The sequence below is a fragment of the Paenibacillus glycanilyticus NBRC 16618 genome (genome assembly GCF_004000805.1).
GTDB classification, from domain to species: Bacteria; Bacillota; Bacilli; order Paenibacillales; family Paenibacillaceae; genus Pristimantibacillus; species Pristimantibacillus glycanilyticus.
In genome coordinates this window covers 1-25,249 of the sequence record NZ_BILY01000019.1, presented here as the reverse complement: position 1 = coordinate 25,249, position 25,249 = coordinate 1, and the positions used below count along the sequence as shown (strand labels likewise).

At 50.0% G+C, this 25,249-nt stretch carries 19 protein-coding genes, 2 pseudogenes and 1 riboswitch; of the genes and pseudogenes, 17 read left to right on the top strand and 4 right to left on the bottom strand.

What is annotated here, in order from left to right; translation table 11 throughout:
- Nucleotides 1–317: 317 nt before the first annotated feature.
- The 10 genes and pseudogenes from PGL01S_RS16470 to groL all read left to right on the top strand — a co-directional run.
- Nucleotides 318–4,907: pseudogene (locus tag PGL01S_RS16470) on the top strand (LamG-like jellyroll fold domain-containing protein); the annotation flags it as partial.
- Nucleotides 4,908–5,891: 984 nt separating this feature from the next.
- Nucleotides 5,892–6,485, top strand: a pseudogene (locus PGL01S_RS31650) (chitinase N-terminal domain-containing protein); the annotation flags it as partial.
- Nucleotides 6,486–6,576: 91 nt separating this feature from the next.
- Nucleotides 6,577–8,709 (top strand): Ig-like domain-containing protein, encoded by a 2,133-nt coding sequence (locus PGL01S_RS16465; RefSeq protein ID WP_127495691.1) that lies wholly within the window; start codon nucleotides 6,577–6,579, stop codon nucleotides 8,707–8,709.
- The gene (locus tag PGL01S_RS16460; RefSeq protein ID WP_127495690.1) at nucleotides 8,639–9,829 is read left to right on the top strand and encodes a DUF4992 family lipoprotein; all 1,191 of its coding nucleotides are present in this window, start codon (nucleotides 8,639–8,641) and stop codon (nucleotides 9,827–9,829) included. The genes PGL01S_RS16465 and PGL01S_RS16460 overlap by 71 nt, the downstream gene beginning before the upstream one ends.
- A gap of 102 nt (nucleotides 9,830–9,931) precedes the next feature.
- The gene (locus PGL01S_RS16455) at nucleotides 9,932–11,491 is read left to right on the top strand and encodes a glycoside hydrolase family 43 protein (RefSeq protein WP_127495689.1); all 1,560 of its coding nucleotides are present in this window, start codon (nucleotides 9,932–9,934) and stop codon (nucleotides 11,489–11,491) included.
- Nucleotides 11,492–12,415: a glycoside hydrolase family protein gene (locus tag PGL01S_RS16450; protein ID WP_127495688.1), complete on the top strand. Its 924-nt coding sequence runs from the start codon at nucleotides 11,492–11,494 to the stop codon at nucleotides 12,413–12,415.
- A 208-nt stretch (nucleotides 12,416–12,623) separates the two neighbouring features.
- Nucleotides 12,624–13,796 (top strand): YhgE/Pip domain-containing protein, encoded by a 1,173-nt coding sequence (locus PGL01S_RS16445; RefSeq protein ID WP_373864163.1) that lies wholly within the window; start codon nucleotides 12,624–12,626, stop codon nucleotides 13,794–13,796.
- Between the two features lie 34 nt (nucleotides 13,797–13,830).
- On the top strand, nucleotides 13,831–14,421 hold the full coding sequence (locus PGL01S_RS16440; protein ID WP_127495686.1) for a TetR family transcriptional regulator: 591 nt from the start codon (nucleotides 13,831–13,833) through the stop codon (nucleotides 14,419–14,421).
- A gap of 219 nt (nucleotides 14,422–14,640) precedes the next feature.
- Nucleotides 14,641–14,922: a co-chaperone GroES gene (gene groES / locus PGL01S_RS16435; protein WP_127495685.1), complete on the top strand. Its 282-nt coding sequence runs from the start codon at nucleotides 14,641–14,643 to the stop codon at nucleotides 14,920–14,922.
- A 66-nt stretch (nucleotides 14,923–14,988) separates the two neighbouring features.
- Nucleotides 14,989–16,617: a chaperonin GroEL gene (gene groL / locus PGL01S_RS16430; protein ID WP_127495684.1), complete on the top strand. Its 1,629-nt coding sequence runs from the start codon at nucleotides 14,989–14,991 to the stop codon at nucleotides 16,615–16,617.
- A gap of 104 nt (nucleotides 16,618–16,721) precedes the next feature.
- Here groL and PGL01S_RS16425 read toward each other — a convergent pair whose 3' ends face one another.
- A complete protein-coding gene (locus tag PGL01S_RS16425; protein WP_127495683.1) occupies nucleotides 16,722–17,249 on the bottom strand; it encodes a DinB family protein in 528 nt (175 codons plus the stop codon).
- 93 nt (nucleotides 17,250–17,342) lie between these two features.
- A riboswitch (purine riboswitch) is annotated at nucleotides 17,343–17,446 on the top strand.
- 138 nt (nucleotides 17,447–17,584) lie between these two features.
- On the opposite strand from PGL01S_RS16425, the gene PGL01S_RS16420 reads away from it, so the two are divergent.
- Together PGL01S_RS16420 and PGL01S_RS16415 are read left to right on the top strand one after the other, a co-directional pair.
- A complete protein-coding gene (locus PGL01S_RS16420) occupies nucleotides 17,585–18,187 on the top strand; it encodes a xanthine phosphoribosyltransferase (protein WP_127495682.1) in 603 nt (200 codons plus the stop codon).
- A gap of 3 nt (nucleotides 18,188–18,190) precedes the next feature.
- The gene (locus tag PGL01S_RS16415) at nucleotides 18,191–19,471 is read left to right on the top strand and encodes a nucleobase:cation symporter-2 family protein (protein WP_127495681.1); all 1,281 of its coding nucleotides are present in this window, start codon (nucleotides 18,191–18,193) and stop codon (nucleotides 19,469–19,471) included.
- 78 nt (nucleotides 19,472–19,549) lie between these two features.
- On the opposite strand, the gene PGL01S_RS16410 is transcribed toward PGL01S_RS16415, so the two are convergent.
- Nucleotides 19,550–19,840: a hypothetical protein gene (locus tag PGL01S_RS16410; protein ID WP_127495680.1), complete on the bottom strand. Its 291-nt coding sequence runs from the start codon at nucleotides 19,838–19,840 to the stop codon at nucleotides 19,550–19,552.
- Between the two features lie 258 nt (nucleotides 19,841–20,098).
- On the opposite strand from PGL01S_RS16410, the gene PGL01S_RS16405 reads away from it, so the two are divergent.
- Genes PGL01S_RS16405 through PGL01S_RS16395 form a run of 3 tightly spaced genes read left to right on the top strand, consistent with a single transcriptional unit; the run spans nucleotide 20,099 to nucleotide 22,362 of the window.
- Complete coding sequence (locus PGL01S_RS16405; RefSeq protein ID WP_127495679.1) at nucleotides 20,099–20,959, top strand: ABC transporter substrate-binding protein; 861 nt, start codon at nucleotides 20,099–20,101, stop codon at nucleotides 20,957–20,959.
- A 16-nt stretch (nucleotides 20,960–20,975) separates the two neighbouring features.
- On the top strand, nucleotides 20,976–21,647 hold the full coding sequence (locus tag PGL01S_RS16400) for an amino acid ABC transporter permease (RefSeq protein WP_116393706.1): 672 nt from the start codon (nucleotides 20,976–20,978) through the stop codon (nucleotides 21,645–21,647).
- Nucleotides 21,640–22,362, top strand: coding sequence for an amino acid ABC transporter ATP-binding protein (locus PGL01S_RS16395; RefSeq protein ID WP_116393707.1), 723 nt, complete (start codon nucleotides 21,640–21,642; stop codon nucleotides 22,360–22,362). Before PGL01S_RS16400 ends, PGL01S_RS16395 begins: the two co-directional genes overlap by 8 nt.
- An 88-nt stretch (nucleotides 22,363–22,450) precedes the next feature.
- Here the strand turns inward: PGL01S_RS16395 and PGL01S_RS16390 are convergent, their stop codons facing one another.
- Together PGL01S_RS16390 and PGL01S_RS16385 are read right to left on the bottom strand one after the other, a co-directional pair.
- Nucleotides 22,451–23,713: an alkaline phosphatase gene (locus PGL01S_RS16390; protein WP_127495678.1), complete on the bottom strand. Its 1,263-nt coding sequence runs from the start codon at nucleotides 23,711–23,713 to the stop codon at nucleotides 22,451–22,453.
- A 142-nt stretch (nucleotides 23,714–23,855) separates the two neighbouring features.
- Nucleotides 23,856–24,350 (bottom strand): CAP domain-containing protein, encoded by a 495-nt coding sequence (locus PGL01S_RS16385; protein ID WP_127495677.1) that lies wholly within the window; start codon nucleotides 24,348–24,350, stop codon nucleotides 23,856–23,858.
- 108 nt (nucleotides 24,351–24,458) lie between these two features.
- Here PGL01S_RS16385 and msrC point away from each other — a divergent pair, with 108 nt between their 5' ends.
- Both msrC and yjcZ read left to right on the top strand, forming a co-directional pair.
- Nucleotides 24,459–24,938, top strand: coding sequence for a free L-methionine (R)-S-oxide reductase MsrC (gene msrC, locus PGL01S_RS16380; protein WP_127495676.1), 480 nt, complete (start codon nucleotides 24,459–24,461; stop codon nucleotides 24,936–24,938).
- Between the two features lie 86 nt (nucleotides 24,939–25,024).
- Entirely contained in the window at nucleotides 25,025–25,210 is a 186-nt protein-coding gene (yjcZ, locus tag PGL01S_RS16375) for a sporulation protein YjcZ (RefSeq protein ID WP_373864162.1), read from the top strand.
- The last annotated feature ends 39 nt before the right edge of the window (nucleotides 25,211–25,249 follow it).

The window sequence follows — 25,249 nt, the reverse complement described above, 5'->3', positions numbered from 1 at the left end:
GGCCATATCGCAATAAATGAGGAGCACCTGTCGATTCTGGTCAATCAGATCGGTAGGTGTTCCGATCTCAAGCCTATCTTCGCTAGAATGAGAAGCTTGGTCGATTGTGAAAACGCTTACAATCTCAGAGGTGACTTTGCGGCAAGCGTAGACTTGGACCAGTGAAGGCTGATTCTCGCAGGCAGGCTGAACTCGCTTCGGCGGTTTAGTATAGATGTACATTTAAAATTTGAGAGGAGCGCAGTAATGAAAATGAAATTAAAACAGGTCGACCATTTTGCCCGCCAGGGGCTCAATCTTGAAAGGAGGTCTTTGAGATGAAAGGGTTTCTGCCCAAATGCAAACGCTCTCTTTCTATCGTATTAACTCTTCTAATTTTAGGCGGCATCATCCCTGTCGGCCATGCAACCGTACAGGCTGCCGAATCTTCAGGCATTGCACCCTATACCCCTTATGTATCCAATGTGCCAACGCCGCAAAATAGCGCAATCATCAATCCGAACTATGACCGAAGCTATGACGACTATGTGGTAAAAGGCCCGACAGGAATCGTCCATCCGGGTATTCTGCAATCGCGATCGGATCTGAACACCATGAGGGATATGGTTTGGCTCGGTAAAGAGCCTTGGGCATCTGCATTCGATGCGTTTAGAAGGTCAGCCGAATCTTCGAAAAATGTAGCGATCTATGGGAACGGAGGAACGCAAAAGGAGTTCACTTATCCTCAAGTCTCCGACAGCAACGGGGACAAGCAATTGCGTCAGGATGCCACGACAGCCTATCAACAAGCGCTCATGTGGTACATCACGGGGGATGAGGATTATCTGAACAATGCCAAAAACGTATTGGACGCGTGGGCCAATGGGCTTAAGCAATTTTTCGATACGACGGAGCCGGCCAATTGGGATACGATCTCGAAGGTGTGGGGAGCATCCAGCGTTCTCAGCTCCGGGGTCGCAGGTCAGAAGATGGCTGCCGCGGCAGAAATTCTTCTCTATACGCCAAGCTCCGGATGGTGCCGGGATGCCCAAGGCAATATCGATTATGAAAAAAAGAAGGTCTACGATAATTTTTTAAGACTCATCTGGCAGGAAACGAACAAGTGGTTCGGATTTTATAATCAAGCGGCTGTAGGGAACATGGGGTATATGTCCATTTCCATCTTCCTGGATGATATCAACGGTTATAATGAAGCGGTGGAGCGGTTTGCCGTCAATAAAAAAGCCGTTGACCAAGATAATGCAAGCGGGGCAGAAAGTATCAATTTCTCGCTCGCCGCGGCGATAATGGATAATGGAGAGGTCGTCGAGATGGGACGCGATCAGGGTCACTCGAACCTTGACGTGGCGACATACGGCGCAACGGCCCGAACCATTCATGTCCAAGGGACGAAGCTTGATCCTGTTACCGGGGTTCCGGTTGCCGAGGGCGGAGTAGACCCCTTCGAATTTCAGGATCAAAAGCTGCTAAAGGCCCTCTCTTATTATACGAAATACAATGCAGGGTACGATGTGGAATATTTCCCTCATATCAACGGCGTGGGACAAAAGACCGGGTGGACCGGCATCAGTCCGAGAGGTGGATCCATAACAGAAGCCGCTTCCATCTACAACTATTATAAATATGAGAAAGGATATTCCGGCGGTAAATATGACGAATTGTTCAAATATCCCGAGATCTTGATGGAGCATCCTGAAGTTCCGGCCATCGATACACCGGGGTCTGGCCAGCTTCTCTTTACCCCTGCGAACGGGGCTTTGGCCACGGAGCCGAAGGGGCCGCCACAGCCTTTGCAGGAAGCGGGAAATTTATATGGTCTATATAACCGGTACCCGGCTGTACCATTTTCCTCCAACAACGCAGTTTGGTTCAAGAACGGCTTTGTAAAACCTGGAATCGCCAGTTATCTGGACGAAAACGGTTACATCCAATACAAAGCCGAAGGGACGATGAACGGCAACTGGTTCGGCTACGAAAATTTCGATTTCGGTTCGGTTCCCGCGGATACGCTCGCGTTCACCTATGCCCAAAACTCGACGGCCGGGTCGACCATTACGATGTACGTTACCGACCCTGACGTGAAGCTGACTGACGAGACCATGGCCCTAACGAAGCCGACAGCCATCTTTAAGGTCCCCCATACAGGCTGGTGGACCATACCGAACACCTATGTTCAGAAATTCGAAAACATCGGCGATACACTGAAAGGCAAGAAGAATCTTTATTTCAAAACGACAGGTTCAAATAATGCCTATAATTTTGCCGCCGAAGCGCGCTGGTTTCAATTTTCCGGCGGTTTTGCCAAAACCGATAACAAGGCAATTGAAGCCCCAATTACGAGCGAAACAGGTTATGTGAAGGACGAGGTGTCGGATAACATTACCCTGACAGACGGCGGTTATATCGGATATCGCAACATGAATTTTGACAGCGGCACCGTACAATTGCTGTTGGATCATAAAGCTGCGGGAAGCGGCGTGCTTGAAATGAGGCTTGGAGGCCCGCAGGGCCAGCTCGTCAAGAGCTATCCGATTGCGGATACGGCAGGCAACACGATGACCGCCGCTTTCGACCATCAGAATGATGAGATTATCTACGGCAATAACGGAGGCAACAACGATTTTTATCTGGTCTACAGAGGGACCGGCGCCTTGACCTTTAACAGTTTTAAATACGTAACGCCATCCTCTTCCGGATCGGTTCAGTCGACAAAGCGGCAGGGCGGAAGCTATCTTTCCGATCTGTACGGCAATGCCGAGAAGATGGGGGATCATGTCGTGTTACCAGGAGACAGCTCCGCATTAACCTATCGCAATGTCGATATGGGGGCCAAAGGCGATGACCGGCGCTTTATGGTATTGCGGGTGAAGAGCAACGAGCCTGTTGTCATAAAAGCCATCGATCTTGGCAATGGAGATACGGCTGCCAATACCGTAGCTGAATTTGCCGTTCCGAATACGAACGGCGAGTTCGTCACGATCCCATACGATTTGGCGAAATCGGGTTATGCGTCGCGAGAAGGCGCGATTTATCTCAGGCTGCAAGCTACCGGTGGAACTGCCGATGGCCGAGTGGAAGTCGATTACTTCAGTTTTGACAATGCCGATATCCCGTTTGTCGATCTATTGCAAACGGTATCCATCGAATCCGATCATCCGGGCGATTCATCGATCGCAACGGCTGGTGATACCGTGACGTTATCGTTTACCGCAAGCGAACCGATCGATAATGTTTCCGTTTATTTCGGCAGTACGAAGATGGATGCTGTTTCCACAGATGCCCGTCATTTTACCGTGAAGCAAAAGCTTGGAGAATTCTATACGCTTGGCAAAGTCCCGTTCCGCATCGACTACAATCAAGGCGCAAATCTCGGCAGATCGGTCAAGCTTACGACTGACGGCACCAAGGTGACTATCGTTAACGAAGAGGGGCTCCTCAACGATGTATTCAAGACCCTGCCTTTAACTGATTCTACACCGGGTCGAAGCATGGATACGACCGTTCAGCAAGTGGGCTATATGTTTGACGGGAATATAGGTACCGGCTCCGATTTTCGCTCCGAAAACGGAGGCGTGGGTTGGATCGCATTTGACCTCGGGGATCAGGATAAAGTGCAATTAACCCAAGTAAAATTGCTTGGAAGTCAAGGCCTTCCTGCCCGGTCTGCAGGTATTGTCATCCAGGGAACCAATCACATCGGTGATGAGCCGTGGGTGACGTTGACCGCACCAGCTGTAAATACGGTGAATTGGCAAACATTCCCGGTTCAGAATCCGAAAGCCTATCGTTACATCCGGATTTACAATAGCATCAATTGGTACGGCAATCTTACCGAAGTCAAGTTCTTTGGTAACGTCATCCATGAGGGAAGTCCGGCCATATTGGATACGGTGACGCTAAAGTCGGATAATCCGGAGGATTCTTCCTTAGCCGTAACGGGGAACACGGTCACCTTGAATTTTGCTGCCGGTAAAGCTCTTGAGAATGTCAAGGTTTACTTCGGCGATAAATTAATGGAGACTGCATCAGAAGACCAGCTTCATTGGAAAGCTCAGTCGATGGTTGGAACCGCTTATCAAACCGGTAAAATGACATTCAAAATCTTGTACGATAACGGGCCTGTCGTGACCGGTACGACGGACGGTACGTCGGTAACGGTCATTGACCCGCTTCAGCTTGCACTAGATAATGCGGCAACGCTTCCGACAGGAGATTATTCAAGACTGAGTTATTATCTGTTCAGCCAAGAAGTGGAACGCATCAAAACGGAAATGAATGCTCCTGGCTATACGGATATGAAAATCGCCAAGGAGCTTTACGATGCGAAGAGCCTGCTTGCCCGCAACCCATTATCCTTCTATTCGTTTGAAGGAAACGCGGATAATGCATTCGGTTCTTCCAACGGGACGGTTTCCGGCACCCCTGCGTTCAAGGATGGGAAAGTCGGGAAAGCGATCGAATTGAACGGCACCAATAGCTATGTCACGCTGCCCGCTAAGCATCCGCTGTCCAGTTACAATGAGATCACCTTGTCTACTTGGGTGTATTGGAAAGGCGGAAAGGATTGGCAACGAATCTTCGACTTCGGTAACGGTACTACCCAATATATGTTCCTAACGCCGAAAACGGGTAATTTTATGCGGTTTGCAATTAAGAACGGCGGCGCTGAGCAAATCGTGCAAACCTCGCAGCTCGCAACGAATACGTGGGTTCATGTGGCGGTGACACTCGGGAACGGCAAGGAGAAGCTGTATGTGAACGGTGTGGAAGTGGCATCCGCTAACGTCACGATCAAGCCGGGCGACTTCAAACCAACGTTAAATTATCTCGGAAAAAGCCAGTTTTCTTCAGATCCGTTGTTGGGCGGCATGCTGGACGAATTCCGTATTGATGATCATGTATTAAGCGCTGCTGAGATCCTTCAGTTAGCAAACAATACGGCGCCACACGGGGACTATTCCTTACTGAATTACTTGCTGGATAAAGCTGCAGCGCTTAATGCCAAGCTTTACACCGAATCGAGCTGGCAAGTGCTGACGGATACGGTTACGAACGCCAAAGCTTTGCCTGCAGATGCCAGCCAAGATGCGATCGATGCAGAATCTGTGAGTCTGCTGCAAGCAATGGAAGCACTGGAAAAACTGGAGATCAAGATCACGTCGTCGCTTGATCCTTCGTCTCCAAACGGCCAGAACGGCTGGTATACGGCACCCGTTACGGTGACGTTGTCTGGTTACGAAAATATACAGTACAGCCTGGATGGCGGAAGCAGCTGGAGTGTCTACGACGCGCCTGTTATCCTAGGGCAGGAAGGCACGAACCAGATGCTGTATCGTCCTGAGTCGGTAACCGATTCGGTCTATCCGAAATCGGCGGAGGCGAAGATCGACCTGACCGCGCCTCAACTCACGATCTCCGGTGAAGCGTCCTATACGATTGATCAGACGGTCAACATCATATGCGAAGCGGTGGACAGCATCTCCGGCGTGACCAACTCGCCGTGCAACGCACCGCTTGTGGATGTCAAGGCGTATACGCTGCTGCCGGGCGTTCATAAGGTGACGGCGGAAGCGGAGGATGCCGCTGGACACCGCTCATCGGCCGAACATTCGTACAGCGTCACCGCGACGTTCGACAGTCTGTCTGCACTCACCGAAACCTTCGCGGCCGAAACAGGAGCAGCTGATTCGCAGCTAGTTGTGGCATCCCTTCAGCAGCAGCTGGCAGAGGCCAAAACGAAAGCGGCCGAAAGGAAAGGTGCGGAGGCTCGCAATCTGCTGCAGGCGTATATCGCAGACGTGAACAAGCAAAGCGGCAAAGTGTTCACTGCCGAACAAGCGACTGTGCTGATGATTCGTTGGGCGCAGTGGCTGCACGACGTGACGCCGCTTGCAAGCGGCGCTCCGGGCAAAGCGGTCCTGTCCGACAACAACGGGCACGACACGGGGCTGAAGGACGGCAGCTACACCGTCACCATGAACCTGTGGTGGGGGAACAACGGCACCGAGTTCAAGCTGTACGAAAACGGCAAGCTAATCGCCACGCAGAGGCTGACGGACAACTCGCCGGAGGCGCAAACCGTGAAGACCGATATCGTGGGCAAAGTAAACGGTACGTACACGTACACCTGTGAACTCACGAACATCTTCGGCACGACGAAATGCGATCCGCATGTCGTCACCGTCACCGACGCCGCGCCGGGCAAACCGGTCTTGTCCCATAATAACTGGGACGGCGACGGGAATTACGATGTTACGATGAACATGTGGTGGGGAACGAACGGTTCCGAGTACCGCTTGTACGAGAACGGGACATTGATCGATTCGCAGACGCTGAGTGAAGCGACGCCTGCGGCCCAAAAGGCGGCAACGAGCATCTCCGGCAGAGCGCCGGGCGTATACTCGTACCGCGCCGTATTAGTCAATGCGGCTGGGGAGACATCCAGCCAAACGATCACGATTACCGTCAAGGAGCAAAAAGGTTGATAAACGAGTCAACTTGCGCATAATCATCGAAGCCCCCAATCGAATCTTCGTTAAATTGGGGGCTTTTTCTTGAAGAATGGAGGAATAAGAAATGGACCTGGTCATAAAAAGCAATCGCCGCCAATTCTTTTTAGTCCTTATTGTTTGTTTTACGTTAGTCATGACCTTTACAGGCTTTGGAGGTGCCGGAACAGCGAATGCGGCTGTTTCGCCGCTCATTACATCTTACAAACCACAAGCGGTAAACGCCGATGTGAATGCTTCCTACACGGATGCTAACGGATCAACGGTATCAGCAACGATCCATCATCCGGGTATTGCCATGACGCTGGCCGATCTGGACAATATGCGCGACCATGTAAGAGCAGGGGACGAGCCGTGGAATACGGCGTTCGAGGCCTTTGCCGCCGACTGGCAATCCAGACCGAATCCAAGAATCTTATATGAAGTCGGAAATGATCTATTCGTTAATATACGCGGTCCGTGGGCCTTTACCGATGCAAATGGTAAGTACTGGTCTGACCCAAGCGATTATGTGGGAACGCGTGCGAATACGGATGCCTTAACCGCTTTTAAACAAGCCGTTATGTGGTACATTACCGGCGATGAGACGTACCGTTCCAGTTCGATGTATATCGTCAGATCTTATTCCGGCATCCAGTCTGTTGCTCCTCATACGAACTTCCGTTTTGCGACGATGACTTATTTGCTGGCGGCAGCGGCAGAAATTTTGCGTTATTCCGACACGCCTACAGCAGGTTTGAAATGGACAGAAACCGACACCCAGAATTTTAGCCATATGATGGAGCTTTGCTCGGTCACTTATAACGCACATTCTTTTTTCATGAATCAGCACCAATTTACGGTTATGGGAACGATGGCGCGGGCGATCTTTACCAATGACCTGGAAATGTATGCGGAATCCGTAGAAGCAACAACAGTGAATGCAGAAGGCGATGAGGGGGGAAGGAATGGTTCGATCAAACATGAAATGCGATGGATGACCAAAAACGAAAGGACAGGAGCGCCGCTCGATTCGTCGGATTACCATGTGCAATTAATGGAAATGGGCCGCGATGTGGGACATTCTTATGCCAATATCGCCGGACTGTCAACATTGGTACAGACCATCTACGCCCAAGGAACGAAGGTTGACCCGGCAGCAGGAACAATCTCAACGGCTGCTAATGCGGTAAATCCATTTCATTTTCTGAATGACAGGTTGCTGGAAGGGACTACGTATGCTCTAAAGTATCATCTCGGATACGATGTGATGTGGACGCCCGCGGTGGCAAACCAAAGCTATTCCGGTCAGATATTCGATCAGATCAATCCGGATCAAAGAGGCAGAATTGATGCGTTTTACAGTGTTTTGTACAACTATTATAAATATATCGAAGGGCAGGATATGACCCAGGAAAAATACAAGTATTTGGCCTATGTGTACGAAACGAGAATGCCTGAGGTTGCAGGAAAGGATTATCCGCTTGCCATGTTATTGTACACGCCTGACGCGGCAAAGACGGATGGGCTGAGCAACAGGATCATTCTAGGTAATATAACTGGACTGAAAGCAACCATAGCCGGCTCGGATGCGATCAACTTAAGCTGGACGGCTGTACCGGACGCACTTGGTTACAACATCTATAGATCAACAGAGGAAAATGGAACTTATACTCAGATTAACAGTGCGCCAATTACAACAACGTCTTATAGCGACACAAGCTTGAATCCAAATACGATTTACTTTTACAAGGTCCGTGTATCCGGAGGATCAACGTTCGCCGTTGTATCGGCCACAACGGGAGGAGACGGCATTCCGGCTTTTGATGCAAGCAGTTATGTTCTTAACGTCAATCATACGCATCAATCCGTATTAAGGGTCATTCATCCGGACGGAAGCAATCAGGTTCTTACAAGTCAAGCAAGCTTCACTTCATCCGATCCAGCTGTGGCAACCGTCGATTCGGCAGGCTTGGTGACCGGGATTGGCGCAGGTACAGCTACGATTACCGCGACCTATAACGGGCAAGCGTATCATGCAGCCGTAAAAGTCAACGTCGACACCCATTTAAAAGCCTGGTATAAATTTGACGAAACAAGCGGAGCTTCAGCCGCAGACGCATCCGGAAACGGCAATACTGGGACGCTGAATGGCGGTACGGCCTGGATTACATCATGTAGCCGTTACGTTAAACGGTTCGACCGGCACTCTCTATGTTGATGGAGCTCAAGTGGGGAGCAATACGTCGATGACCATTAAACCGTCTGATCTGGGTGCAACGACGCAGAATTGGATCGGCCGTTCCCAATATAGCTCCGATCCGTATCTCGACGGACGAGTGGATGATGTCAGAATCTATAATCGCGCGATAAATTCATCTGAAGTTGCGAGTGTGATGAACGGGCAAACCTTGGAATCCGTAACGGCAGCACCGACGGGTGTGATAGCTGCGACAGCAGATTATAGATCGATTAACGTAAGCTGGCCGGTTGTACCAGGAGCAACGGGTTATCAGGTATACGTCGCCGATTCATTAGCTGAGAATGCCGTCTATACCAAAGTTAATAGCGATTTGATTACAGGAACGTCGTATACCAGCCTGGGTTTAAAACCGAATACGGCCTACCATTACAAGGTAACGGCAGTAAATGCAATAGGAGAATCGGACATGTCGGCAATTGCTTCCGCAACAACCGATGGTATGCCGATGGCCACCCTCCTGTCCTGGTATAAATTTGACGAAACAAGCGGAGCTTCAGCCGCAGACGCATCCGGAAACGGCAATCCTGGAACGCTGAATGGCGGTACGGCCTGGATTACGGGTAAAATCGGCAACGCTGCGGATCTTGCCGGAACAAACGGCTATATTGCCCTTCCTTCCAGCCTTGTCTCCGGGGCTGACACAATCACCATTTCAGCATGGGTGAATCTGGATAGCGCTAAAAACTGGATGCGAATTTTTGATTTTGGTTCCGGGACTTCGACCAGTATGTTTCTTACTCCGAAAAATGGAGCCAATGGCAAAATTCGCTTCGCGATCAAAAACAATAATTCGAGCGAGCAAATCATTGACGGGCAGTCTGCGCTGGCAACGGGAGGCTGGCATCATGTAGCCGTTACGTTAAACGGTTCGACCGGCACTCTCTATGTTGATGGAGCTCAAGTGGGGAGCAATACGTCGATGACCATTAAACCGTCCGATCTGGGCGCAACGACGCAAAATTGGATCGGCCGTTCCCAATATAGCTCCGATCCGTATCTCGACGGACGAGTGGATGATTTCCGCATTTATGACCAAGCCCTTCCTGCTGACGAGATTGCTGCCCTTGCGGGATTGTAACAGGCGGGATAGCAAGACCGCGAGGATAACGAAGTGTATTGAAGATGTACAACGATCAGTTAAATTCAAAAGTTAAATTCAAAGGCAAAGGATGGCTAGGTTATGGAAGTTAACTACCATTTATTATCGAAGAAAGGTGCCTGGGGAGATCAGGGGGATGGCACCTATGTTAATCCTGTCTTGCCCGGCGATTATAGCGATCCGGATGTCATTCGGGTCGGGGATGATTATTACGGCATCTCCTCTACTTTGCATTGCTCTCCGGGGATGGCGGTGCTGCATTCCAAGGATCTTGTGAATTGGAGCATGATTGGACATGTTGTTCAAGATTTGACAAGCATTGGCCCGGAATACAATTACGATCGCATGAATCGTTACGGCAGAGGGGTCTGGGCCGGCGCCATCCGATACCATAAGAATAAATTCTGGGTTTATTTTTTCACGCCCGATGAAGGATTGTTTATGAGCACGGCTTCCGATCCGGCTGGACCTTGGGAGCCGCTTCATCGGGTTTGGGAGGTCACTGGCTGGGACGATTGCTGTCCATTCTGGGACGAAGACGGACAAGGCTACTTCGTTGCCACGAATTTTGCAGACAACTACAACATCCATTTATTCAAACTCAGTGAAGACGGCAGAGAGCTGCTGCATGACACCGATACGATTATTCATCAGTACAAAGGCAGCGAAGCCAATAAGATCTATAAAATAGACGGGTTCTACTACTTCTTCCACAGCGAGGTTCGACTTGAGGAAGCCGGTGAAGTCCGAGTCGTCATGATGTTAAGGTCCGAACATATTTACGGGCCCTATAAGGAAAAGGAAATTATTCATACGCACGGAAAGGAAATAGACCGGGAGCCGAATCAAGGCGGACTGGTCGATACCGTTACCGGGGAATGGTATTTCATTAGCCACCAGGGATCGGGCGATTTTGAAGGCAGACCGCTTCACTTGCTACCCGTAACATGGGTGGACGGATGGCCGATCATTGGAGAAGATACGGACGGCGACGGAGTCGGAGAGATGGTATGGGGCGGCGTGAAGCCGATTAACGGCCATCCCACGACGGTTCTTACCACGAATGACGATTTTGACCGGGCGGTGCTTAAGCCGTATTGGGAGTGGAACCATCAGCCAAGAGCCGACAAATGGTCGTTAACGGAACGGCCGGGCCACCTGCGTCTATACGCATGCCAACCGATCGAGAAGGGCAACTTCTTTACCGTCTGCAACGTCATTACGCAACGGGCGTTCAGAACCGTTCATAATATGGCAACCGTAAAGCTGGATATCGGCGGCATGGCGGACGGGCAAGAAGCCGGAATTTGCCATTTTGCGAAAACCTATTGCACGATTGGCGTACAGCAACGGAACGGGACAAGGATCCTGAAGTTTAATCATTCGGGTACGGTAGAATGGGGTCCGGAATTAAAGGGTTCTACCCTATGGTTAAGGTCTGTATGGAACGTAGACGGAATCAGCCGGTTTGAATATAGCGTCGATGGCGTACAATTCACGAGCTTTGGAGACGCATATCAGCTGGGATGGGGGAATTACAGGGGCGACCGGATCGGGTTATACAGCTATAACTGCGAAAGTGAGCAGGGTTATATTGATGTAGATCAATTTAATTATTGGGTTGCGAGGAGTGGAGAATGAATGAAATCGCCATTGTTTAGGGATCCCATTTATGACGGCGCGGCAGATCCAGTCGTTATTTGGAATCGGCAGGCCAAGGAATGGTGGTTGATCTATACGAACCGCCGCGCAACGCAGGAGGGGCCAAAATTCGGGTGGGTGCATGGCACCGATCTTGGTGTTGCTTCTTCCTCGGATGGCGGATCAACCTGGTTATACCGAGGAACCCTGGAAGGTCTCGAAACGGAATGGGGCAGAAATACGTTCTGGGCGCCTGAAATCATTTGGCATGACGGGCTGTACCATATGTATGTCACTTACGTCCACGGCGTACCGGAAGATTGGACGGGCAAGGCTCGTATCCGGCATTATACAAGCTCCGACCTTATTCGTTGGGAATTCCAGTCCACGCTTGGCATTAGTGAGGAGAACGTGATCGATGCCTGTGTGTACCAGCTGCCTAACGGCATGTTTCGAATGTGGTTTAAGCAGCGGAATCATACCTACGCCGCAGAGAGCAAGGATCTGTATGATTGGCAGCCGATTGGTCCGGTGATAACCGAAAGAGGCCACGAAGGACCGAATGTTTTCCGCTTAAAAGGATATTATTGGCTTATCATTGACGAATGGAGAGGGCAAGGTGTTTTCCGCTCCGATGATCTGACGACATGGGAACGAAACGGTATCATTCTTGACCAGCCTGGCAAACGTGCGGATGACGGGACGATCGGCCTTCACGCGGATGTAGTTGTGCAAGGAGAAGAAGGATATATCTTTTATTTTACTCATCCAGGCCGTGTGAAGGGGCATCATGAAGATTCGAACAGTTATGAATTTCGCCGTTCGTCCATTCAGGTTGCCAAGCTGGAGGTTGTGGACGGAGTGTTGATCTGCGACCGCGACAAGGAGTTTGAGTTGAATCTAGAAGCGGATGATCGATACTAAAAAATTAGGGAGCTGACGGCTACAGCTTTTTGACGTTAAAGTCCCATAAACAAAGAAGACGCCAGAAAGGCGTCTTCTTTGTTTAATAATGATTTATAAGTAAGTTAAGGACTATCCCAAATCCATCGTTGACATAAAGAAACTTCCTTGTTAATGTATTAAACAGTTGTTTTAAACATATGTTTAAGACGAGATATAGATAGAGGGAGTGGAGAGATTGAAACAGGCTTTGCAGGCATTTATGAAGCGCCCGACCACATGGGTAGGGATTATTACGGCACTTATGTTCCAAATCATATTCTCTTTGATTTGGATGACGGGCTATGACGGGGTAACCGATCGTGCCAATCAGCTGCATATTGCGGTTGTCAATAAAGACCAGCAGCTTGGAGAGCAGGTAGCGGCTAATCTGCTTAAGGAGCTGCCGTTCCAGATGTCCCGGCTGGATGATTTGGACGCTGCCCAGCAGCAGCTGGACGACCGGAAGCTTCAGATGATTATTTACATGCCAGAGGATTTTACGCAAAAGGCGGCGTCTTCAGGCGGACACGCCAACATTCAGTATTGGATTAATGAGTCGAATCCTGCTTTAATTAAAAGCATGATGAACGGGGTAGCCGAGCAGGTTACGGCCGAGGTAAACAAGCAGGCGGTAGCCGCCGGCGTGAAGACAACGCTAGGCGTGGCTGCCAAGATGCCGGAAGATCAGGCTGCTAAGGCGGCCCAAAGCTTGGCTGAGCGCGTAACGGCGGATATTCAATCGACCAATGCGATTCACGGCATGAACAATCAGATGGTGCCGATGATGATGGTGCTAGCCTCTTATGTCGGTGCCATGATCATGGGCATGAACCTGGAGCAGTCGGCGATGGCTGTATCGGGCGGGGTAAGCCGCTGGAGACGATTTGGCGCGAGGAGCATCATTAATGTCGCTGCCGCGGTAGTTGTATCCCTGGTTGGCTCGGCATTGCTGTATTCGCTGGGCGGGCAAATCGAGCAGGGTTTTATTCACCTGTGGTTGTTTGAAATGCTGTTCCTGTTAACCTTTATGTTCGTATCGCAAATGTTTCTTTATCTGCTTGGCATGGCAGGCATGCTGTTCAACATTATGCTGTTGTCGGCGCAGCTGGTATCCTCGGGTACCATTGTTCCGCGCGAGCTGTTATCGGACTTTTATACCGGGCTTGGTTCCGTTCTTCCCGCAACGTATGCGGTTGAAGGCAATATGAACTTATTGTTTGGCGGACCTGGCGTAGGCCATGAGGTAGCGGCTCTCTTCCTGATTACGGCGGTGGCTGTCGCGGTGAGCGCTGCGGCAACGGGGCTGAAACGAAGCGGAAGGGCCGGCCAAAAGCAAGAGGCGGCGGTTACGGCCAAATAATTCGATTTAAATAGATTTGCTGGAGGATTAGACAATGACAACGAATGAGAGCGATGTGAAGTCCCGCATCCTGCTTGCGGCAAAGAAGCTGTTTGCCAGTCAGGGCTTTGACGGGACAACGGTAAGGCAAATATGCGAGGAAGCGGGCGGGGCTAACGTCGCTCTCATTTCGTATCATTTCGGCGGGAAAGAGAATATGTTCGCGGCTTTGTTCGATGCGTATTTTCCTAGCCAACAGTTTGCTAACGTGGACAAAGACCTGCCTCCGCTTGACGGTGTGAAGCTGGTTATTTCGGAGGTCTCCAAATTTCGGTATAACGATCCGGAGCTTGTTCAGATTATCCAGTATGAAATCCTGCTGAACACTTCTCGCATCGACAAAATCCGCTATTACGTTATGCCGCTGTGGCAGGCGCTGCGAAAGTGGCTGGAGGCAGGCCGCGAGCAGGGCGTGTTCCAATTCAACTCGGTTGATCTTACCGTGTACTCCATCGCGGGCGTATTGTTGTTTAATCGCAACTCCGAGTACTGGCAGGCTATTCGCAGCGAGGGGCCTCATACACTGGATTATACGATCGAAGAGATGACTCATTTTATTTTAGGCGGCTTGCAAGTGAAGCCGTAATTAAGGACGGCATGCGCTTATATGCGTATGCCGTCTTTTCGCTAGGGCTATAATGGTGAAGGTGCCTTGAGAGCCGATGTTAATTAACTGCAAAATTGGTCCAAGACACTTGAAATCGGACTGGAAAATGAGTATGATAAAAATGGTTGTTAGCACTTCAAGCTTACGAGTGCTAATAAAAAACAATAAGCGACAAATTTTTTAAGGAGGCTATTTTCAATGATCAGACCTTTGGGTGAACGCGTATTGATCGAACCGATCGCAAAAGAAGAAACGACTGCAAGCGGCATCGTTTTGCCGGATACAGCTAAAGAAAAGCCGCAAGAAGGCAAAGTGGTGGCAATTGGCAGCGGTACGCTGAAAGACGGCGTTCGCGTTGCGCTTGAAGTTCAAGTTGGCGACCGCGTCCTTTTCTCGAAATATGCGGGAACAGAAATCAAATACGACGGCAAAGAGTATTTGATTATGAAGGAAAGCGACATTCACGCGATCTTTGGATAAGCCCGTTTCCTAACATAGAGGGCAAGGCGGAAGATACTTATTATACTTTTTGGGAGGTAACTGGTAATGGCAAAAGAAATTAAATTTAGCGAAGACGCTCGCCGCGCAATGCTGCGCGGTGTTGATCAACTTGCAAACGCGGTTAAAGTAACGCTTGGTCCTAAAGGCCGCAACGTGGTGCTGGAGAAGAAATTCGGCAGCCCGCTCATCACAAACGACGGCGTTTCCATCGCGAAAGAAATCGAGCTGGAAGACGCATTCGAGAACATGGGTGCTCAACTGGTTAAAGAAGTAGCAACAAAAACAAACGACGTTGCCGGTGACGGTACAACGACGGCAACCGTTCTGGCTCAAGCGATGATTCGCGAAGGCTTGAAAAACGTTACGGCTGGCGCTAACCCTATGGTTATCCGCAAAGGTATCGAAAAAGCGGTTAAAGCTGCTGTAGAAGAGCTGAAAGCAATCGCTAAACCAATCGAAGGCAAACAATCGATCGCGCAAGTGGCTTCGATCTCCGCTGCTGACGACGAAGTAGGCCAACTGATTGCAGAAGCGATGGAAAAAGTGGGCAACGACGGCGTTATCACTGTTGAAGAATCGAAAGGCTTCGTAACGGAGCTTGAAGTGGTTGAAGGCATGCAATTCGACCGCGGTTACGTTTCCCCGTACATGATCACGGATACGGATAAAATGGAAGCTGTCCTCGACAATCCATACATTCTGATCACGGACAAAAAGATCTCGAACATCCAAGAGATCCTGCCTGTTCTGGAGAAAGTCGTTCAATCCGGCAAACAGCTCCTGATCATCGCGGAAGATATCGAAGGCGAAGCGCAAGCTACGCTCGTACTGAACAAACTGCGCGGCACATTCACTTGCGTAGGCGTTAAAGCTCCGGGCTTCGGCGACCGCCGCAAAGCAATGCTGGCTGATATCGCGGCTCTGACTGGCGCGCAAGTCGTAACGGAAGAACTCGGCCTTGAGCTGAAATCCGCTACTGTGGACCAACTCGGTTCCGCTCGCCAAATCCGCATTACAAAAGAAAACACGATCATCGTTGACGGCAGCGGCAACCCTGACGACATCCAAGCTCGCGTTAACCAAATCCGCGTGCAGCTGGAAGAAACAACTTCCGAGTTCGACCGTGAGAAGCTGCAAGAGCGTCTGGCTAAACTGGCTGGCGGCGTAGCGGTAATCAAAGTCGGCGCGGCTACTGAAACTGAATTGAAAGAGCGCAAGCTCCGCATTGAAGATGCCCTGAACTCGACTCGCGCAGCGGTTGAAGAAGGTATCGTATCCGGCGGCGGTACAGCTCTGATCAACGTATACAAAGCAGTTGCGGCTATTCAAATTGGCGGCGACGAGCAAACAGGCGTTAACATCGTATTGCGCTCCCTCGAAGAGCCGCTTCGCACAATCGCTGCGAACGCTGGCCAAGAAGGTTCCGTCATCGTTGAGCGTCTGAAAAACGAAAAAGTAGGCATTGGTTACAATGCTGCAACCGGCGAATGGGTGAACATGTTCGAAGCGGGTATCGTTGACCCTGCGAAAGTAACTCGTTCCGCTCTGCAAAACGCAGCTTCCGTAGCGGCTATGTTCTTGACTACAGAAGCGGTTGTTGCCGACAAGCCTGAGAAAGACAAACCAGCTATGCCTGATATGGGCGGCATGGGCGGTATGGGCGGCATGATGTAAGAATCGGACAGAGTACGTCCGATGCTTAAAATCAGTCATCTAACAAGAGAGGCTGCAAACGCGCTGAACAGCGCGTCTGCAGCCTCTCTTTATTTTAATCCGTATTATTTCCGATTCAGTATCCCCAAGTATTCATGCCACGGTCCCACGTCCGTAACATAACGGTTGGCCATGACCCTGACGATTTGGGCAATATGCGTCATGTCATGCACAGCCCAAGTAGCGATTAACTCCCGTACCTTTACGACGCCAAATGCAGGATGGGAGCCAGTCCGCTCAAGACTTGATTCATCCTTCACGAGCTCCTCGAGCCTCGCGATATTATGAGTCCGGATCGCAATAAATTCAAGCAAGGACTGTTCAAATGACCGGGCGGAGGTTTGATTCAAATGAGCGTAACGGTCAAAGGAAGGGAAGGGCGCATGTTCGCCTTCTGCGAGGATAAATTCGAGCCGCGGAATCCAGTTGTTTTTCTCCCCCTCAATCAGATGTTCAATGACCTCCCGTACATTCCAAGTTCCTTCTCCTTCGTTGCATGTCAGCCAGCCATCGGACAAACCGGATAAAAAAAGCTGTAAGGTTTGCGGTGTGCGTTCCAATACTTCAATCGCTTCCGTGAGATTAAAATTCATTTGGTTGCTCCTCTCCTAGAAACCGTTCTGCCCTAATAGCCTATCATAAAAAAATACCACTTGTAATGTGGCCTTCATTCCTAGTATGATTAGAAATGCATTTTTAAAAAGACTCATATAATCATGGGAATATGGCCCATAAGTTTCTACCGGATAACCATCGCAACTATCCGACTATGAGTGATCGCTGTTTGCATTTTTCTTTATTGTGCTTTTCCGTATTGGAAGCAGTAGGAAAACCTTCGAATGTAGTTCAGCGTGCACGAATTAGTTTAACGTGGGACAGGCCTAATAGGGCTTGTCCCTTTTTTTATTCAACTAGAGGAGCGAAAAAGATGAAAAGGCTGAAAGATCGAATACGCGAAGAAGGATTAATTTTGTCCGATACGGTGCTGAAGGTGGATTCCTTCTTGAATCATCAAGTAGACACGGAGCTTGCCTTGGAGATTGGCAAAGAATTGGTGGCCCGGTTTGCGGACAAGACTATTACGAAGGTGCTTACGATTGAAGCAAGCGGCATTCAATTTGCGATGGCTGCGGGTATAGCGCTTAAAGTTCCGTTTGTATACGCCAAGAAGAAAAAGGCGGTCACGCAGTCGGAGCAGGTCTATTCGGCGTCTGTTCATTCCTTTACGAAGCAAGAAACGTATCAGGTGACGGTTTCGAAAAATTATTTGGGACCCGGCGACAAGGTTCTTATCGTTGACGATTTTCTCGCAACGGGCGCAGCCCTGGTTGGTTTGGTTCAGATTGTGAGAGAATCCGGCGCTGAGCTTGCCGGCGTTAGCTGCGTCATTGAAAAAGGATTCCAAGAGGGCCGGGGATTGTTGGAGCAAATGAATGTCAGCGTCGAGTCGCTTGCAACCATCTCCAGAATGGCGCCGGGGGAAATCGATTTCGTGGAATCGGCCAAAGAGCTTGTAAAGGAGACGGTATAAGGGATGCTGGGCAGACAGAGACAGAGGGCATTTACATTAGGGTTTCAGCATGTCTTGGCGATGTACGCAGGCGCCGTTGTTGTTCCGTTAATCGTCGGGGGCGCACTTCACTTAAATGGTACGCAGATGGCCTACCTGATCGCGGCGGACCTGTTCACTTGCGGTCTTGCAACGATTCTGCAGGTGCTGGGTACCAAATATTTCGGCAGCCGACTGCCGGTTATCCTCGGCTGCACGTTTACGGCGGTGGGCCCAATCATAGCGATTGCGTCTGCCTCGAATCTGGCTACGGCTTATGGAGCAATCATCTTATCCGGCCTTTTCGTTGTATTGGCAGCACCGCTATACGGGAAGCTGTTGAAGTTCTTCCCGGTCATCGTAACCGGTTCGGTCGTTACCATCATTGGACTTTCGCTGATCCCTGTTGCCATGAATAACGTTGCCGGCGGGCAAGGCAGCGCGGACTTCGGATTGCCGCGCAATCTGTTGCTGGCACTTGGCACGCTTATCGTCATTTTGCTCGTGAATCGGTTCGCCAAAGGCTTCTTGCGCTCCATTTCCGTGCTGATTGGCCTTGCCGTTGGCACGATCGCCGGATACGCGATGGGAATCGTCAGCTTTGCGCCCGTAAACGAGGCTTCCTGGTTCAACATCGTTCAACCGTTCTACTTCGGTACGCCGCAATTCAGCCTGACGGCCGTGTTCACGATGATTATCGTCAATATTGTCAGTATGGTGGAATCCACGGGCGTTTATCTGGCTGTCGGTAGAGCAACGGATCAGAAGGTGGAGCAGAAGCAGATTATTAACGGTCTCCGCTCGGAAGGCGCGGCCATTATGCTCGGCGGATTATTTAATGCATTTCCGTATACGGCCTTTTCGCAAAATGTCGGTCTGATCACGCTGACTCGCGTAAAAACCCGCGATGTTATTTTTGCGGCCGGCGGCATTATGGTTGTGCTTGGACTGCTGCCGAAGCTTGCGGCGATTACGACGGTGATCCCGAATGCGGTGCTTGGCGGTGCGATGGTTGTCATGTTCGGCTCCGTTGCGGCTTCCGGCATCTCGATCTTGTCCGAAGTAAATCTGCGCGAGGAGCGCAATCTGCTCATCGCCGCATGCAGTATTGCCGTTGGCCTTGGATCCTCGGCGGTGCCTCAAATCTTCGACCAGCTGCCGGACTTCGCCAAGATGCTTCTGCAGAACGGGATCGTAACCGGATCCGTTACCGCTATTTTGATGAATTTGCTATTATCCGGCAAGAACGGCTCTGAAGACGCTTAAAGTTTCAGGCCGGTTGTTTGTGGGGATGTAACCTGATAAGGGTTGCATCCTTTTTTGCTTCAATGAATTGTTCAAGAGTCATTTCCCCTTAGCCAGTTGAAGCCTAAGCTCGGCGTTTTTCACGGACAATTGCTTGGCCAGATCCGTTTGCGATTCCGTTAATTGATCGGCTTTGGCGCTGAGCTTTTTGATTTGGGTCAATTTACTCTGATCTGCCGGCGAGGAACCGTCAGGTTTGTCTTTTTGCAGCTGTTTGATTTTAGCGTTAATCTTGGCAGCTTTGCTTTTATTTTGGACAATCTGCCGGTCTATTTCAGCGATATCCCGTTTTAATCGGCTAATGATCGATGACGTAAAACTGATGGACATGGTAAGCACCTCATAATCGAATTGGGAAGCATGTTTCATTCAGCTATAAATTCTACTATAAAAGGAGTATGGCGTATATTGGCTTCTTGTACTCGCCGCCTTCGAGTGAGGATGAGGTTATTTGGGAATGCTTCCTGTAGTAGGGCCAACGACTTAGCGAAGCTGAAAATTATGGGAGAAAAAACCTGTATCTTTATACGTGATAATGAATTATAATCAACTGGTTTTCTAATGATCAGACATCAGGAGTTGAATGACATGACGTTGAAAAAAAGCTTGGTTCTTATGCTTACATTAGTTGTTGTGTTTACGCTGGCGGCATGCGGCGGCAAAAACAACGCGAATAATTCTTCCTCTAACGAAAGCCCGGCAGCATCCGCGGATAACGGTGCCGCAGAGGCTACCGGCAAGCTGGCCGATATTAAGAAAGCCGGAAAAATCGTCCTCGGCACAAGCGCTGAATACGCGCCGTACGAGTTCCACAAAAATATTGACGGTAAAGATCAAATCGTAGGCTTCGACATTGAGATCGCAAAGGAAGTTGCGAAGGATCTTGGCGTTGAGCTGGAGATTAAGGATATGGACTTCGGCAACCTGCTTGCCGAGCTGAAGCTTGGCAAAATCGACTTCGTTATCGCAGGCATGACGCCGGATAAGGAACGCGCCAAAGCGGTAGACTTCTCCAAGATTTATTACGAAGCTAAACAAGGCGTTCTTGTTCGTGCGGAAGATAAAGACAAATTCAAGACGATGGCTGACCTGGAAGGTAAAGCGATCGGCGTTCAAATGGGCTCCACGCAAGAGAAAATCGGTCAAGGCATTAAAGGCGCCAAGCTGAAATCCTTGGGTAAAACGACGGATCTGGTGCTTGAGCTGAAATCGAAAAAGGTTGATGCTCTCATTGCCGAGCTTCCGGTTGCGCAAGGGTATGCCAACGTAAACTCCGATCTCGCATTAACAAGCATTTCGCCTGAATACGAGTCCGGCGGTTCCGCTGTAGCGGTTAACAAAGGGGAAAAGGATCTTCTCGCCGAGATTCAAAAGACGCTTGATCATCTGACTGCGGACAAGAAGATTGATCAATGGGTATCCGAAATGACGCAAATCTCCGAGAAATAAAAGGCAGGTAGACATCATGGAATTAGCGTATCATTGGGATTTTTCTTTTCTAAACGACTATGGTTCGTACTATTGGACCGGCATTAAAAAGACGTTGGAGGTATCGCTGCTTGCCGTTCTTAGCGGCCTTGTGCTTGGTACTCTCGTGTCCCTCCTCCGTTTGTCGGGACTGTGGCTGCTTCGTTTCATCGGAACGGTATATGTTGAAATCGTTCGCGGTACGCCGCTTCTCGTACAGTTGTTCTTGTTCTATTACGGACTTCCGATCTTCCTTGGCTTTGACATCGGTATCTTTACGGCCGCTTATCTGACCCTTACCGTAAACAGCGGCGCTTATATTGCCGAGATCATGCGTGCGGGTATCCAAGCGGTGGATAAAGGTCAAATGGAAGCCGCTCGTTCTTTGGGGATGTCGAAAGGATTGGCGATGCGTCAAATTATCCTTCCTCAGGCATTCAAAAACGTATTGCCCGCGCTTGGCAACGAGTTTGTCGTTGTCGTAAAAGAGTCGTCGGTATTGTCCGTTATCGGATACGCCGAATTGACTTACCAGGCAAATGCGATTAGAGGCGCCACCTATATTTCCATTGAGCCGATGCTTATTTCCGCGTTGATCTATTTCGTCTTGATCTTTACGTTGTCCAAGCTGCTTGGCATTGGCGAACGGAGGTTGAAAACAAGTGATTAAAGTAACCGGACTTAAGAAGTCATTCGGCAAAGCGAATATTCTGAACGGCATTGATGCGGAGATTGCGAAAGGCGAGGTTGTCGTCGTCATCGGGCCAAGCGGCTCCGGCAAAAGCACCTTTCTGAGATGCCTGAATCTTCTCGAGACGCCTACGGACGGCGTGATTGAGTACGAAGGTAAACGCCTCACGGACCGCAACACGAATATCAACGAGCTTCGTCAAAGCATGGGCATGGTGTTCCAGCAGTTTAACCTGTTCCCGCACAAGACGGTGCTGCAGAACATTACGCTTGCTCCTACCAAAGTACAGAACGTGGCAAAGGATGAGGCGGACAAAATCGGCCTTGAGCTCCTGCGCCGCGTAGGACTTGAGGAGAAACGGGATGCGTACCCGAACCGCTTGTCCGGCGGCCAGAAGCAGCGCGTAGCGATTGCCCGCGCGCTTGCGATGCGACCGCATGTGATGCTGTTCGACGAGCCTACGTCGGCACTTGATCCCGAGATGGTCGGCGAGGTGCTTGACGTGATGAAGTCGCTTGCGAAGGAAGGCATGACGATGGTCATCGTAACCCACGAGATGGGCTTTGCGCGCGAGGTAGGGGACCGCTTGTTGTTTATTGACGGCGGGCAGATTGTCGAGCAGGGACCGCCGCGTGAAGTATTCGCGAATCCGCAGCATCCAAGAACGAAAGAATTCCTTAGCAAAGTGTTATAAGGATATAGAAATAAAGAAAGAGACTTCGCATGGCGGATTAGCCAAGAGAAGTCTCTTTTTTGCATAGCGGGGAATGTTCAAGCGGGGCTTACTTCTTGATCGTAATATTCAAAGCTTGAGCCAGCTTGTTGAAGATGGAGGTATTCTCGAAAATGCCCGTGAACAGCTCCGAGCCTGCGCCTGTTGCCGTAACCGGAACGTCAACGCCCGTATGGCCGGAAGTTGTCCAGTCTACGACAAAGTTCAATTTGGAATTCGCGATCGCGAACGGACCGTCTTCACCGGAGATGGTTTTGCCATCCGTAGACTCGTCGGAATCGTCTACCTCTTCAACGGAGAAGCCGCCTGTTTCGTGGTCGGCAAGAACGAGCACAAGCGTATCCGGATGCTGCTTCGCGAAGTCCTTCGCTACTTTTACGGCTTTGTCGAGCTCTTGACCGGCTTTGATCGTGAGCTTCGCGTTATTGTTGTGAGCCATTTCGTCCGTAGCTTCCTCTTCAACCATAAGGAAGAAGCCTTTTTTGTTTGCGGAGAGAGTGTCCAGCGCTTTTTTCGTCATGTCGGCAAGAGGGACGATCGGGTTGTAGACATCGCCTTGGCCTTCCGGCTTTTGCTGGAACATTTCTTCGTTAGCGAACAGGCCAAGCAGCTTGCCTTTTGCTTTGGTCATGTCCGTTTTGTTCGTTACGTACGTATAACCAAGCGACTTCGCCTTTTTCACCAGGTCGCCTTGCGTTCCTTTGCTTTTCTCGGAAGGATCAGCTGGCGTCTCATCGTCGAAAGCACCCTTGTTGCCTGCAGGGTACCAGAAGTCTTCGCCGCCGCCGAGCAGCACGTCAACCTTCGACTTCGTCAAATATTGCAGGGCGATATCGCTTTGCTTGGAGCGGTCTTCTACATGGGAAGCGAAAGCCGCGGGCGTTGCGTCCGTAATCTGGCTTGTCGTAACAAGACCGGTAGACATGCCTTTATCCTTCGCGTATTCCATAATCGTTTTGACGCTTTTCTTGTTTGCGTCCACGCCGATTGCGCCATTGTACGTTTTTACGCCGCTTGCATAAGCGGTTGCGGAAGCGGCGGAATCCGTGATGGCCGTTGTGGAGCTTGTATGAATGAGGCCAACGTAAGGCATCGAGTCCATAGCCAGTTGTCCGCTTTCGCCTACTGTAGCAAGCCGGATGGCATCACGCTGCGCGGTGCCCATGCCGTCGCCAACAAAGAGAACGACGTTTTTTGCTTTTTGGGTTGCAGCGTTAACCTGGTTATTGCTCTTAATGCCTGTATACCCCGTAACAACAAGTGCGGCTGCTGCTGTTCCAAGCAGGGCTGTCTTCAAAACTTTGCCTTTCATTCTTGGATCTCCTCCTATTTGATAGCGCGATTTCAACTGCATCTTACAAAGTTTCTATTAGGAGAATGTATAGGAGAAGTAAAGCTTTTGTAAATTAGTTACAAAAATAGGAGCAAAGTTGGATCTGGGTGAAAAATCACATCTATAGTCTTACGAATTCCTGTACCCAATAAGTCCGGTAGCGGCTGTCATTTGTCCCGGGTGCATATCCGATTCCCAAATGCGTATATTTAGGAGACAATATATTGGCCCGATGGCCCGGGCTGTTCATCCAGGCTTCCATAACAGCGGCCGGTGTGCGTTGACCGGCAGCGATATTTTCCCCGTAAGCCGTCCATTCCACGCCAAACTGCGTCAGCATTTGTCCCGGAGTACCGTATGTGGGGGATAGATGGTCGAAATAATGGTTGTCTCGCATATCCTGCGCTTTGGCTTCAGCCGCCTCAAATAGCACTTCCAGTCTGCTGAGAGGCTGCAGGCCGGCGGCTTCTCTCGCTTGGTTGACCAGGGCAAACCCTTCATCTTCAAAGTTTTCCTGCAAAGGATAGAGCAGATCCGTTTTTGTGTTTTGATTTTCCGTATTCGTTTTCTTCGTTGCGCTCGTTTTTTTCCTTGCTGCGGTTTTCTTCTTCGTCACCCAAATTATCCCCCTAATCGCTCATGCTGCTGGAATATGATATTCTATTCATACGATCAAGTCTGGTTTGGATGGTTGGTCAGGTTGATAGAGTAGGAGTGATATAAAATGTTTAACGCTAGCTTGTATACGGGCACAAGAGAAGAGAACTATACGCTGCTTATCAAGCAATTAACGGGACTGGTAGAGGACGAGGGCAGCCGGATCGCCAATTTGGCGAATGCCTCGGCGCTTCTTCAGCAGTTCCTGGATGATATTAATTGGGTTGGCTTTTACTTGCTGGAAGGGGAAACGCTTATCCTTGGGCCTTTCCAAGGCAAGCCGGCCTGCACGCGTATCGCGGTTGGCAAAGGGGTATGCGGAGCGGCCGTGGCGCGCAAGGAAGCCGTTCTCGTCGAGGATGTCCATCAGTTCCCTGGGCATATTGCCTGTGACAGTGCTTCCAATTCCGAGCTGGTTATCCCGCTGTACAGCGGCGGTCAGATTATTGGCGTGCTCGATATCGACAGTCCGTCGTTTAGCCGTTTCGACGAAACGGATCTTAAATATTTGACTATTTTTAACGAGCGCTTAGGGGAGTATCTATAATTTCGTCCTGAAAAAGGGGTACATGCTCAGTTTTCTTGGCAATGTGCATCATTCGTTAAAATTCAGCAAACGCACAATTTTGATGAATGCCTATACCGTTTGGGTTTTTAAACATAGGATACTGTACATTAGTTAAAGGAGATGAACAAATGAGCTACGGAGTTGGTCCTGTTGCAGGTGCCGGTTGCGGATATGGTGGCGGCAGTGCTTTTGGATTCATTCTTGTCCTCTTCATTCTGTTGGTCATCATCATCAGATCCGTCTGGCTTTAATGTCTGATTAAATAAAAAGAGGCTGCCCCCGCCATTTTG